We start from the raw sequence: 12,782 nt of genomic DNA on the forward strand, positions 1-12,782 counted from the left end.
ATTTCCACCTAAAAAATAATCATTATGTGATAAGTCCTTCTTGCTAAAATAAATTCCAATTGCCAGCATCGCAATTAAATATAAGGCAATTTCAATATATACAACCGTGTGCATAACTTTATTCCTCCGTCTGATTAAAGTAAACAATACCAAGTGGTTTTACCAGATGTTATTTCAGAATTTTTATAAATTAATGTCCTCGCCAATGTGATTTTTTAATGTGAAGTCCTTTGCTTTCTCGCCTTCTGCGATCCCAGTGACTAATCCTGATTCCTTTGTCTCTTTTATGGAACGCGTTCAAATGCCTGCATCGCCTCAAATGGGGTAAGCTGCTTTAATTCGCTAGAGATAACACCTAATTCAGGATTTCAACTCATGTTTGAATCTCCTCTCATAATGGATACTTTTATTATGTCTCCTACTCTTGAAAAAAAAATGTAAGCCGCCTTACATTTACTTTTAAGTTTAATGTGTAAAATAATGAATAGTAATATGAAGTCAATTTGTATCCAGATGACAAGACAACTAATGAAGAAAAGGAAGAGTGAGAAGGATATGACTTTATATATTTTGCCAAGCTGTTGTAAATGTGAGGAAGTGATAAAGCTATTTTCCAAGCTAGGAGTAGATGTGACAGTGATTAATATTTTTGATAACCTAGATATAGGGAGGTCACTAACGTTAGATAACGGGCTACCAGTGCTAGAGCTGAATGACGAATGGTTAGATTATGAGATGATTATGAAACGATATAAAAGTGAGGGTTAGACATGGATAAATTAATGCTTCTTTCGCAGATTAATTTACTTGATGAGCTTCCAGAAGAAGAATTTAAAAAATTAGGTGAAGTGACATTAACGGCTCCTATTAAAAAGGGAACGATCATTCTAAGTCCAACTCAACAGATGAGGTCGTTTTTTTTCTTGAAAAAAGGACAGGTTCGTCTATATAAAGTATCTTCTACTGGAAAGGAATTCACGGTTGATCTTTTAAGTGAGGGAAATGTGTTTGGAGAAACATCAAGCTTTTCATTAACAGAGTCTGAAATTTATGCAGAAACGATGGTCGATTCGTTTGTGTGTACATTAACAAAGGATCGATTTGAGGATTTTATCCGACAAAACCCAGACATCGCCATCAATCTCATTACCATTTTGACTTCAAAGCTTAAAGAAATGTATCAAATTACCGAAAGTATTGCTTATAAAGATGTAAAGTATCGAATTGTTCTTCTTCTCATGCAGTTAAGTAACCGTTTTGGTGTGAGAAGTGGGGAGTGGCAAACGGTCGGGGTAAAAATTACTCAAAATGATATTGCCAGTATGATCGGCTCTTCAAGAGAAACGGTCAGTTTATTTTTAGGCGAGTTAGAGAAGGAAGAAGTGATTATGAAGAAGCCTTTAAAAATTAATACAGCCTTGGCTAAGGAATTATATGAGGTGGATGAGGGCTAATTGTGTTCAATGAATATCACTAAACGCAGAGGGAATACCTCTGCGTTTTCTTATGTGCGCCCGGCATGGGTGCAGTCTATAGGGTGCAAGTCCCGAGCCATGAAGGCAGTAGTAGTGGTTAGCGGAAAGACATGGAGGCATGTTAGATAACACTTGATATTAAAACAAGCCTTGCAATTAATTATTAAAGGGTTTCGTTCATTTAATTTCGAAGAATTTACTGTATCTGATGAAAATTTTGGGTATAATGGAGATACAGCAAGTCGGTAAAGGGCGGCGGCCATTCCCTTGTAGAAAGGGGGTGACGCTGGTGATTACAATAGCAGACGCACTAGGGTTAATGATAGCATTCGCTTCCCTCATCGTTGCAGTAATCGCGGTTACGAAAGGAAAAGAGTAACCCCCTCTTACCCCCGACCAAGGCGTTAAGAAAGTGGTTACTCTTTTTTGAGCTAACAGTCAACTTTTACCGCTAAAAGTCGCTGCTCTTTATGCAGTTTGCTGTGCTGAAAGGTCACTGGTTCCCGCCAGTGGCCTTTTTTTATTTTGACTTATTATATCTCTATTATACCCACAGTTTTTAAATTAAACAATAATTTGAACAATATTATCTGAGATTGCCGGGGCAGATGCGCCGGCTTTTTCTTTCATACATAACAATTGCTGTATTCCCTTAGCTTAATTCGATTGGTGGGGACCGCTGACCAATCTACGTAATAAAGTACCTTTCCTTTTTTAAAACTGCTTATTTAGACTAGTATCCGGGAGTTTCTACAAACTATTCAAAGGAGCAAGAATCTCGATTGGAATTTTTCGAACCACACATCCAAAAGTGTTGTAGAAAATTTCCATTCTTTCTTTCGGAAGGTTACAAAAAGGAGGATAACCGAATGAAAATGCCCAGGCTAGATTCCCCTATTTGGCAATAAAGAAATAGAAAAAAATAGGAGGGTGGACAGCTCCTGATTTCAAAACTCCAAGTGTGGCATCATTAGTCCAAGCAAAGCTAGATATAAAGAATTCTGGAGCAATTGATTTAAACGCTGCTTGTGCAGGATTTCCTTATTAATTACATATAGCTAATGGATTAATAACTTCTGGTTAGAAAAATTTTAGTTATTGGAGCAGAAACTTTATCTAAAGTTACTGACTATAAGGATAGAACTACTTGCATTTTATTTGGAGATGGTGCAGGAGCAGTTCTTGTAGAATTTGATGAAGAACAACCAAGTTTTCTTTCTTTGCATTTGGGTTCAGAAGGAGGAAGACACTTATATTGTTTGAACTTATCAACACGTATGTTTGAAGAAGAGTTAGCCAATAGTGATAAAATCGTTCAAAATGGACGTGAGGTATACAAGTGGGCGGTTACAACTGTTCCAAAAGGAATGCAAAGTGTAATGAAAAATGCTTCTATTCCTTTAAACGAAGTTGATTGGTTTGTACCACATAGTGCCAATTTAAGGATGATTGAGTCAATTTGTGAAAGAAGTGGCTTTCCAATAGAACGTACTTTATATAGTTTAGTGGATTATGGAAATACATCTTCAGCAACAATACCATTGTCATTAGACAAAGGGGTAACTGAAAAGAAACTCCGTAATGGAGATAAGGTTTTATTATATGGATTCGGTGGAGGATTAGCACACGCAGGATTACTTATCAAATGGACACTTTAATGTTTTCCTTTTTGCACTTTTCCTCAATAAGATTGGATTAATAATCTTCCACAAACCAGCTACAGTACTTGAAAAGATTGATGAAATGAAGGAATGGTTATTACGTTATTCGTCTTACCGTAATTATTTTCTTTTCTACTTTGGAATCAATACAGGATTGCGGATCAGCGACATATTGCATCTTCGTGTAAAAGATGTAAGGAGAAAAGATATAGCCAAAATTAAGATGGAGAAAACAGAAAATATCGTTGAGGTATATTTTAACGCGGTATTGCAACGCGAAATTGAAAAATATACAAGCAATATGGCTGAATCGGATTGGCTGTTTCCAAGTAGAGAAGGAGAAAAGCCACTTACAAGACAAATGGCCGATATCATTTTGAGAGAGGCAGCTGTTGCATGTGGCATTGATCGAGATCAATGGGGAACTCACAGTATGAGAAAATCGTTTGGATACCATTATTATCAGAAAACAAAAGATGTCTATTACTTAATGAAGTTGTTTGGTCATACCACGCAATCGCAAACGTTACGATACATTGGAATCGAGTTGGATGAAATTAGAAAGACAATGGAAAACTTTACGTTTTAAAAAGTTTTACTACACATTCTTTCATCGAAAATGTAGTAAAACCAAAAAAGGGGAGGGTTTTTTTTGAGTGCGAAAAAGAAAACAACACCCGGTTATTTGGTAAAACAAAAAGCAAAAGGAAAAGTGTATCTCATGCTAAAGAAAACGTATCGTCAAGGTAATAAAGTTAGTAGTCAGTCTTTATATAGTTTTGGCGCTATGCCTGACGCGTTAGAAAAAATGTACTGGTTAAGAGAAAACCCTGAAGAGTTTCCTAAAGAGTTAAAGGAAAAAGGTTTTGATCTTGCGGATTTGTATGATTGGATTTTGACGATTGAAACAAGACAAAAAAAGAATGGAAAACCTTTTGATGTATTTAATTCTTGCTATAAATAAAAAACATGGTAGGGATGAGAGGAAATGATAAAAAAGCTGCTAATTGTTTGTCTTAGTATTTTTGCTCTTACAGGCTGCTCCGATGCTGCTGAACATGTTGCTAATAAGGCTATAGACAAAGTAACTGATGGAGCCGTAGAGACTGTTTCAGAAAAGGTGAAAGAGAAATTAAATAGCTCTTCTGATACGAAAGGAGAAATAGCAGCCGGTGGCAACAACGTCTAATACGCGCTCGTTTTCCCTGAGGAGCGGTTTCCAGAGACCGCCGAACACATTCGCGGCGTGATCATCCACTCCCATTTTCTTTTCCTCCTTCACTTTTTTCTCGAACTCTTCAATTTTCACTAGTAACTCTAACTACCTCATAACCTTCTTTCAACGGCTTTAAAAACACTGTGTATTCTCTTGAATTAATAGAGCTATAACCAATTAAAGAAGAAATCTCAACATAAACCATCTTCAAACCATTAATTAGATAACCAGATTCTTTAATCTCAAAATTTTTGGCCAAAGCAAGGCATAAAAGGAATAACCTCGTTCGAGGTTGAACAAATTTTAAGAGACGGGAATGAGGAAGAAGGATATTTCTTCACTAAAAAAGAAATGAGAGACTGCTGATCCACAAGATGTTCATGAAAAGAAATTTAAAATACTGAGAAAAACCTTACGGAGTTTGATCACTTCTGTGACCATTACTCAATTAAAGCACCCTTTTGCGGAATATTAAAAAATACGAAAGATCTGTAGAAATGACTCCTCAATTTATTGAACTAAAGCTCCCTATAATGGAATATACATCTCTAATCTTTTAATTGTTTGAGTAATACCTTAGAGCTCCACTGTAATTTTTTATTCCTTCATCATCCATAGTTTCCACAAGGAAGGGAAAGTTGTTCAAGTTGCGGATTGACTTGATACACTTAGAATGATTGGCATCACACGGACGTTTGCTTTTGGAAGGGCGAATGTTAGTTACTAAGCGCTTCTGTGTTGTGCTTAGTTTGAAAATCAATAACAAGATGACAAATAGCTAAAAGCTCAAAGGCAATTGACGTACTCTTTGATAAGAGCGCTTCTTCATCTTGATGGTCGTATATTAGTGGGTAAAGCATGGATCTTACATTTGTTTCAGTTTCGTGATAGGTTACAGTTTGTTTAAATAACTCCTTTATGTGTGACCATACTATTTGTAATATCACTTTATCTTCTTCTGGAATCACTTCCTGTTCAGATATTGATAGAATATCCCCGATATGAAAAGAGATTTTATGTAATAAATCTACTTGTTGTTGCAAATCATTGAGCATTTTAGCGTTCGTGATGTTTTTCTTTCGGTACCTAAAATCTTCTCGCTGAGATTGAATGGTTACCATAGCTCTTTCAATTCCTTTATGTAATCGTTCAAAGCGAATGTTTAGTATTTTTTTACGGATTTGATTATTTTGTAATTGATAGTCTAGACAAACTTCAATGAGGTCTCTTGTCTCATTTACTAAATTGTGACTACTTTCTTTAATCTCATTTGTAAAATTAGGTGGCCAAACAATTAAATTTACGAGAGTCGAAACGACAATGCCAATCGATGTGGTTGCAATTCGTATAAAAAAGGCCATTAAAAATTTTTCCGTAGTCATAGGAAGCATGGCAATTGCTGTTAATGTAGCAACTAATATTGCATCATCCCAACGTAGGCGGTGACAAATGTAAATCGTAAAAAAGGCAGACAAGGCGAATGTAATGGGAACTTGACCGAAAAAGAAATTAAAACTCATCGCGATAGCAGCACCTATTGCTGCTGCTGGCAGACGAACTTTTCCTTTTTGAATAGATGCGTGTATAGTCGGTTCAACAGTGACAATTGCCGCGATAACAGCAAAGACAACAGGCCACTCGAGCCACTGACAAATTAAAGCTGTTATGAAAACAGCGAGTCCCGTTTTTAATAATCGTTTACCAAGGAAAGATTTAATCCAACTAGTCATAGGCTTTGCTCCATCAAATTAGTTTTTTACTTATGCGCTTTCCGTCGTTTCATCCTCTTTATGCCCATAAACAGCCATGCTCGATGTAAATATATAACGTTTTACCCGATTGCCGAACGCTTCAACAGCGATTTTGGCCTCTCTCGGATTAAAACAAATTTGATCATAAACCAAGTCATAGTGCTGATCTGCAAAAGCCTTGATCATCGAGTCAATGTATGAGCTCCTGCCTTCACTTCAGTTGTTACCTTTTTAGATGTAGATTCGATATTGAAATTTACTAATGCCATGATTAGTTCCTCCTCTAAAGTGTTTTTAAATAACTTACACTTAGGAGTATAATTGGAATCCCTTTTTTAAAATGTAAGGTGCCTTACATATTTAATGAATAATAAAGTGAAGTAAAGAAAAGTTGAATCTCTCTGCAATTAGTAGAATAGTCTCTCTGTTAATTTGGGAGAATACATTCATTTGATTGTGAAAAAATTATGGGATTTCTAGTTAATTTCCCACTAACTCCTTACAAAATTACACTATAAATTGGAGGGTTCTGGTGCAAATACCAACACAAATTGAAAAAAGTTGTAGGTCCACTTTCAGATAACTCCTTAGGTGGTTATCCTGAACAGTCTATGTATGAATTCCACTTCATTTTGGACAGACTTCACCCCTTGATGAACCTGCTTCTTTTTAATCTTATGCATCGCTTCTATACCACTCAGTATGTAAATGGCTGTACGAAAAGATTTCAACCCTAACATAGAACGAACACGCTTCTTGATAAATCGATGATCCTGTTCTACGATATTATTTAAATACTTCTTTTGTCTGAGTTGCATGCCTGATGGCATGTTTTTTTCTTTTCTTAATTCTTCAACAGCTATAGGGCAAGCCGGATTTTTATCCACTGTTATGACACGAGGCTTTGAAACATGAAAAGACCGCAAAGCTTTCTTGAAGAAGCACTTTGCAGCCCTTTTGTCTCTTGTTTTACTGAGATAAAAATCAATCGTATTTCCTTCGGAATCGACTGCACGATATAGATATATCCATTGACCTTTTACTTTGATATATGTTTCATCGACTCTTCAGGAGTCATTTGTTGGCTTAAGATGACGTCGTACTCTTTCATCTAATTCCGGTCCATATTGATGAACCCAACGCATAATCGTTGTGTGGGCCATCGATAAGCCACGTTCTTCCATCATCTCCACTAAATTACGAAAGCTTAAGTTGTACCGCAAGTACCATCTCACTGTTAACAAAATAATGTCAGGCTGATAATGTTTCCACTTGAATAAATTTTGCTTTTTCATACTGATCACGCATCTTTTTTAGAGTAATAGTATCAGTATGTCCAAGATTTAGAGATTAATTGCAATTGTGTTGAAGCTTTTGCACCAGAACCCAAAAAGGACTGTCCTAGCTTTACTTAAAAATTCCCTCTTTGAAAGTCTAATAGAGTTTGAGTGAATTGGGTCTCTTTTCATACATAACCTTTAGCAAGCGATACGAGATCATTCAAATGAAAATCAAATATTGAAATCATATACAAAAAATGTATGACCTTACAATCTCAATGATACCAATTGATAGGAGCCTTAGCAGGAAGTATTCTAAAATAAGTCGCTAAGGTTGTTGTTATTTTCCAACAAGGCGATTCATGCTCATGTATATGCTGGATGTTAATATCGGATATTCCGGCGGAACGGGTATCATTGACTTTTCGTTATTTGGAATTTTACCTGGTGTCGGTGAACCGTGGTGGTTAGTTATTGCCGTAGGTTTAGCCATGGCAGTTGTTTACTACTTTGTGTTCCGTTTTGCGATTAGTAAATGGAATCTTCTTACTCCGGGTCGCGGAGATGAAGCATCAAATCGCTTATACTCCAAACAGGACTACCAGGATAAGAACAAACAAAAACAGGCGTTAAGTGTTTTAGCAGCACTTGGCGGCGAAGAAAATATCAATAATATTGATGCATGTATTACCCGACTAAGAGTAGGCGTAAAAGATAAAAATCAAGTAACCATGATGAGCTCAAACAACTTGGCGCGAAAGGTGTCCTAGAGGTTGGCAATGGCATTCAAGCTATTTTTGGGCCAACAGCTGAAATATTAAAAAATCAGATTTTAGAGATTCTTGATAACAAAACTGCTTAATCAGGTGCCTGAACCCATTTACAAAGGAGAGACAGCCCGATTAAGAGAAGCCTTGGGTTTACCGATCGTTGCTAGTTTAGCTTTCGGTAAAACCCGATATTAATGAAGGGAATAAGTTATCAGCAGGAATTACAACAATCTTTGTCCCCACAAGTTCTCTAAGAACGATGACGTAAAGTCTTGTAGATCTGGTTCCGACGCATACTCAAACGCAAAAGCTTTCGAGGTTGACCGGTTGAAAACATTCAAGTTTAGTAAATTAACCTCGGTGGAGGGATGGACGAAATGGCAGGCTTCTTGGTATCGACATTTCCACCTTGATTGAGAAATTGGAGAAGGGCGAGTTATAAGCCCTTTTCCACTATAAAATCCGAATACCCCCCATGCCTTTTTTGTTTATTCAAATATTCAAATGTACAAAATAGTAAAGGAGTATGCAACGAATGGTATTTAATCTTTTTAAAAAGAAATCTTTACAACTGGTTTCTCCCGTGACGAATGCAGACCGAACCTTAACATTGGATAATGGGCTACCAGTTTTAGAGGAAAATAATGAGTGGCTTGATTATGAAATGATTATGAAACGGTATAACAAAGGTGTGTAGACATGGATAAACTCAGGCCTCTTTCACAAATTAATTTACTAGATGAGCTACCGGAAGAAGAATTAAAGAAAATAGATGAAGTGACGCTAACCGCTCCTATTAAAAAAGGTACAATTATCTTAAGTCCGGCTCAACAAATGAGGTCGTTATTTTTCTTGAAAAAAGGACAGGTTCGTTTATTTAAGGTATCTTCAACAGGAAAGGAATTCACGGTTGATCTTTTAAGTGAAGGTAATGTCTTTGGAGAAACCTCTAGTTTTTCCTTAACAGAGTCTGATATTTATGCAGAAACGATGGTTGATTCATTTGTTTGTACGCTAACAAAGGAGCGATTTGAAGAGTTTCTTCGTCAAAATCCTGATATTTCGCTAAAGTTTATAACCATCTTGACTACGAAGCTAAAAGAGATGTACCAAATAACAGAAAGCATTGCTTATAAAGAGGTCAAATATCGAATTCTTTTACTTTTCATGCAGTTGAGTAACCGTTTTGGTGTAAGAAGTGGGGAATGGCAAACAGTTGGGGTCAAAATCACCCAGCATGATATCGCAAGTATGATTGGGTCATCAAGAGAAACCGTTAGTTTATTTTTAGGAGAATTAGAAAAGGCACAAGTCATTACAAGAAAGCCATTAAAAATTAATACAGTTCTGGCTAAGGAACTATATGAGGTGGAGGAGGGGTAATCGATATCTACTTTCATATCATGTTCATAAAGAATGAATCGGCTACACTTAACTGGACAATAAAATTAAGGTCAAGTAGACTAACCCCAAAATTGGGATATACTGCTAGTAAAAATAAGTGATCCGTTCTAGAAACTTTATATGGAGTGGCGGGTATGCTAGCCTTGATGACGAGCCAGGTGTATTGATTCAGCTGGTTCCCTGGGCGGGAAAGCATGCCGGAGGAGGCTCCATGTCAGGTTTCGGCATTATCCCACTACTTTGGCAGTCTACTACATCCAATTCAGTTAAGGAGAGATTATAAGACGACGAAAGCGAGAAGAACATTTACTCCCGAATTTAAGCCTCAAATGATCAAGTTATATGAAAGCGGAAAGCCTGGAAAAGATATCATTAGTGAATATGATTTAACGCCTTCGGCATTGGACAAATGGGTTAAACAAAGCCAAACATCTGGTTCATTTAAAGAGAAGGATAATAGAACACCAGAAGAAATAGAGTTGATCGAACTTCGTAAAGAAAACCAGCGTTTGTTGATGGAGTATGACATTTTAAAGCAAGCAGCGCTGATAATAGGACGAAAGTAAATGTGATTAAAAATAACCGTCACAAATACTCGATATTAGTAATGTGCGACGTCCTCCAACTCTCAAGAAGTACCTATTATTATGAAGCGAAAGAGCAAACCAGATCAGATGATGAAATTACAGCTACCATCATCGATATATTTCAAAAAAGCCGTCAGAACTAAGGTACACGTAATATAAAACATGAATTAAAAAAGCTTGGTATAGTCGCTTCGAGACGTCGGATTGGCAGAATCATGAAAGAAAATGGACTTGTTTCCAAATATACCGTTGCACAGTTTAAGCGTCATGATGATAAATGTAATGAATCTAAGGTTGAAAATGAGTTAAATAGAAAATTTGATCAACAAAAAGAATTAACTGTCGTAAGTGACTTAACATATGTAAGAGTTGAAAATAGATGGCATTACATATGTTTATTCGTTGATCTTTATAATCGGGAAATTATAGGCCATAGTGCCGATCCTCATAAAGATGCAGAACTTGTATATCAAGCTTTATAGACTGTTAAAGCTGATCTAAGGCAAATTCAGCTTTTCCACACAGACCGAGGAAACGAATTTAAAAACAAGACGATTGATGAAGCACTAGATACGTTCGAAATTAAACGGTCATTGAGCATGAAAGGGTCCTTACGATAATGCAGTAGCAGAAGCTACATTTAAAATTATCAAAACGGAGTTTGTAAAAGGTAAATATTTTGAGAGTTTGGAACAGTTAAAATTGGAAGTAGATGATTATGTTCATTGGTTTAATCATATAAGAATTCATGGGACACTTGGGTTTCTAAGCCCAAGTGAGTACAAAAAAGAACACCTTAAAAAAGTTGTCTAGTGTAGTGTTTACATACCACCTTTTATCAAAACTCAAAAATAACGCTCTACAGGAATGCTATAGAGTGATTTTGTTTAATAAGCTAAGACCACATAACATATGTTATGTGGTCTTTTAATTAGATCTTGTTAATGACATCAGAGTCCTTCCAAGTGTGAGCAGCATTATTTTTTCTTCGCAGTTTTCTTTGTAAGTAAATCTGGGTCGTCTTGATGTCAGAATGACCAAGACTTTCTTTTATGGTTAATAAATCCGCACCCTGGTCAGCACTAATAAGAGCAAAACCGTGTCTAAAGATATGAGGTGTTATAGGATTTTTCCGCATTTTAATAAAGTCCAAATCAGCTCTATTTATTTTCTGGATTAAATAATTCGATAGATATTTATATCCATAGCCCTTTCCTTTAGAAGTAGTAAACAAAGGGGAGCTATCGGTAGGATACATTTTAAAGTCTAGTCTTCTTCTTTTACGAAACTCCTCTATTGCCTTTAAAACGTTTGGATGAATTAAAACTTGCCGCTCCTTTTGTCCTTTTCCCATAACTGTTAGCCAGTATTCTCCATCTAAATATGCAAGATCGCTGACCTTTGCATTACAGAGCTCCTGGATACGGAGCCCGGTTGTGGCCAATACTGATATTAATCCGTAAAGGATGGGATGAGTTCTGAAGTAATTTACTAAGCTAATTACCTCCATAGAACTCATCTCTTTATTTGGCCGATCAAACGATTGAACATTGCTGCTTAACATCTTTTGATGAATCGGCACCTTAATATATTGATTTTCATGTAGGAACCCTAAGAACCCTCTAATTACAACTGTTTTTCGGCTTAAGGTAGCTACAGAATATTGTTTACCACCTTTCCCAAGCGGCGCTTCCCTCAACCACTCCTGGTATTTCCTCATATTCCGTGGTGTTAGTCTCTTCAATAACCGATACTCTTGCACATTAGTATTTTCGATCTCCAGCAATTCTGCTTGTTCCAGCAGCTTCTGATAGAACAAAAGAAGATCTCTAAGATATTCCCGCTTTGTATTTTCTGTCCGATTTTTCTTCTCATTTAAATCCTTTTTTTGGTGTGCGTAAAAATAGATCATTTCGATGTCGTTAAAAAGTGAAAAATTAGCTTCGCCGTCTTTATCTATAATATCGCTCATTTTTTTATGTAACGAATCATCTAGAAGATAATTAACCAAAGAAGGAATTGTTTGAGCTTTATCTATCAAATCAAAAGTTAATGTCTTATTAAAATGTTCTATAGAAACTATTTCATTCGTTTCCATATTTTATTTAACCTCATTTTGGATGCAACAAATCTATTGCTAAATTTATTAATATTGATTCACTTTGTTTTGATTCTATTATTAATAAATTACCCATTAATTAGATGATAATCAACTTTATTAAATTAATCATATTATAGTTTAAGAGAAAAATGGTTTATTTGTCTATATATTATTATTCTATATTATTTATTATTTTTCACTAATGTTGCATTAATAAAAATCCAATATTAGAAATACTCAAAATGTTCAATTTTATTATTTTGTGCAAAGAAAAAGTCCTTTATAATGGATTAGTCAGGTGGTAACCCGTCCAAATCCACTATAAAAGGACTCACACTATGGACAAGATTACACGAAAAACTTCATTTGGACAATGGTTTTCACCATTAAATCTTCAACTTTTTGAAGAACAGGTGAAAACCATGAAATTAGATTACTATACAAAGAAATTAACGACGGAATCATTTCTTAAATTATTACTCTTTGCGCAGTTAGAAGAAGTTGAAAGTCTCCACGCTCTGAGTGATTGTCTTTTTG

Annotated in this window: 12 protein-coding genes and 4 pseudogenes; 12 read left to right on the forward strand and 4 right to left on the reverse strand. The window is 35.8% G+C overall.

Annotation, left to right across the window (positions count from 1 at the left end):
• Nucleotides 1-555: 555 nt before the first annotated feature.
• The 7 genes and pseudogenes from IQ19_RS29395 (at nt 556) to IQ19_RS27390 (ending at nt 4,325) form a co-directional block, all read left to right on the forward strand.
• A complete protein-coding gene (locus IQ19_RS29395) occupies nt 556-768 on the forward strand; it encodes a glutaredoxin domain-containing protein (RefSeq protein ID WP_158638935.1) in 213 nt (70 codons plus the stop codon).
• 2 nt (nt 769-770) lie between these two features.
• Complete coding sequence (locus tag IQ19_RS27370; protein ID WP_144546933.1) at nt 771-1,454, forward strand: Crp/Fnr family transcriptional regulator; 684 nt, start codon at nt 771-773, stop codon at nt 1,452-1,454.
• A 310-nt stretch (nt 1,455-1,764) separates the two neighbouring features.
• The gene (locus IQ19_RS28830; RefSeq protein WP_220182010.1) at nt 1,765-1,854 is read left to right on the forward strand and encodes a putative holin-like toxin; all 90 of its coding nucleotides are present in this window, start codon (nt 1,765-1,767) and stop codon (nt 1,852-1,854) included.
• A gap of 558 nt (nt 1,855-2,412) precedes the next feature.
• Nucleotides 2,413-3,133, forward strand: a pseudogene (locus IQ19_RS27375) (beta-ketoacyl-ACP synthase 3); the annotation flags it as partial.
• Nucleotides 3,134-3,218: 85 nt separating this feature from the next.
• Nucleotides 3,219-3,725: a tyrosine-type recombinase/integrase gene (locus IQ19_RS27380; RefSeq protein ID WP_144546937.1), complete on the forward strand. Its 507-nt coding sequence runs from the start codon at nt 3,219-3,221 to the stop codon at nt 3,723-3,725.
• A 63-nt stretch (nt 3,726-3,788) separates the two neighbouring features.
• Nucleotides 3,789-4,100, forward strand: a complete 312-nt coding sequence (locus IQ19_RS27385; protein WP_144546940.1) for a hypothetical protein — start codon at nt 3,789-3,791, stop codon at nt 4,098-4,100.
• A gap of 24 nt (nt 4,101-4,124) precedes the next feature.
• Nucleotides 4,125-4,325, forward strand: a complete 201-nt coding sequence (locus IQ19_RS27390) for a hypothetical protein (RefSeq protein WP_144546943.1) — start codon at nt 4,125-4,127, stop codon at nt 4,323-4,325.
• 743 nt (nt 4,326-5,068) lie between these two features.
• Here IQ19_RS27390 and IQ19_RS27395 read toward each other — a convergent pair.
• The 3 genes and pseudogenes from IQ19_RS27395 to IQ19_RS27400 all read right to left on the reverse strand — a co-directional run bounded on the left by IQ19_RS27395 (nt 5,069) and on the right by IQ19_RS27400 (nt 7,398).
• Nucleotides 5,069-6,082 carry an FUSC family protein gene (locus IQ19_RS27395; RefSeq protein ID WP_144546946.1) on the reverse strand — a complete coding sequence of 338 codons (1,014 nt, stop codon included), beginning with the start codon at nt 6,080-6,082 and terminating at the stop codon, nt 5,069-5,071.
• Between the two features lie 57 nt (nt 6,083-6,139).
• Nucleotides 6,140-6,259: pseudogene (locus tag IQ19_RS29400) on the reverse strand (NAD-dependent dehydratase); the annotation flags it as partial.
• Between the two features lie 431 nt (nt 6,260-6,690).
• Nucleotides 6,691-7,398, reverse strand: a pseudogene (locus IQ19_RS27400) (IS6 family transposase).
• 353 nt (nt 7,399-7,751) lie between these two features.
• On the opposite strand from IQ19_RS27400, the gene IQ19_RS27405 reads away from it, so the two are divergent.
• From IQ19_RS27405 to IQ19_RS27415, 4 genes and pseudogenes are all read left to right on the forward strand, one after another.
• A complete protein-coding gene (locus IQ19_RS27405) occupies nt 7,752-8,153 on the forward strand; it encodes a PTS transporter subunit EIIB (RefSeq protein WP_242021146.1) in 402 nt (133 codons plus the stop codon).
• 535 nt (nt 8,154-8,688) lie between these two features.
• Nucleotides 8,689-8,850, forward strand: coding sequence for a hypothetical protein (locus IQ19_RS27920; RefSeq protein ID WP_158638937.1), 162 nt, complete (start codon nt 8,689-8,691; stop codon nt 8,848-8,850).
• 2 nt (nt 8,851-8,852) lie between these two features.
• Complete coding sequence (locus IQ19_RS27410) at nt 8,853-9,536, forward strand: Crp/Fnr family transcriptional regulator (protein WP_144546949.1); 684 nt, start codon at nt 8,853-8,855, stop codon at nt 9,534-9,536.
• Between the two features lie 281 nt (nt 9,537-9,817).
• Nucleotides 9,818-10,957, forward strand: a pseudogene (locus IQ19_RS27415) (IS3 family transposase).
• Nucleotides 10,958-11,075: 118 nt separating this feature from the next.
• On the opposite strand, the gene IQ19_RS27420 reads toward IQ19_RS27415, so the two are convergent.
• The gene (locus tag IQ19_RS27420; RefSeq protein WP_144546952.1) at nt 11,076-12,242 is read right to left on the reverse strand and encodes a tyrosine-type recombinase/integrase; all 1,167 of its coding nucleotides are present in this window, start codon (nt 12,240-12,242) and stop codon (nt 11,076-11,078) included.
• A 341-nt stretch (nt 12,243-12,583) separates the two neighbouring features.
• Between IQ19_RS27420 and IQ19_RS27425 the strand changes: the two genes are divergently transcribed.
• Nucleotides 12,584-12,782 (forward strand): DUF4372 domain-containing protein (locus tag IQ19_RS27425; RefSeq protein ID WP_144546955.1); only part of this gene is annotated, 199 nt, incomplete at its 3' end.

This window comes from Cytobacillus oceanisediminis (genome assembly GCF_007830235.1).
Lineage (GTDB): Bacteria > Bacillota > Bacilli > Bacillales > Cytobacillaceae > Cytobacillus > Cytobacillus oceanisediminis.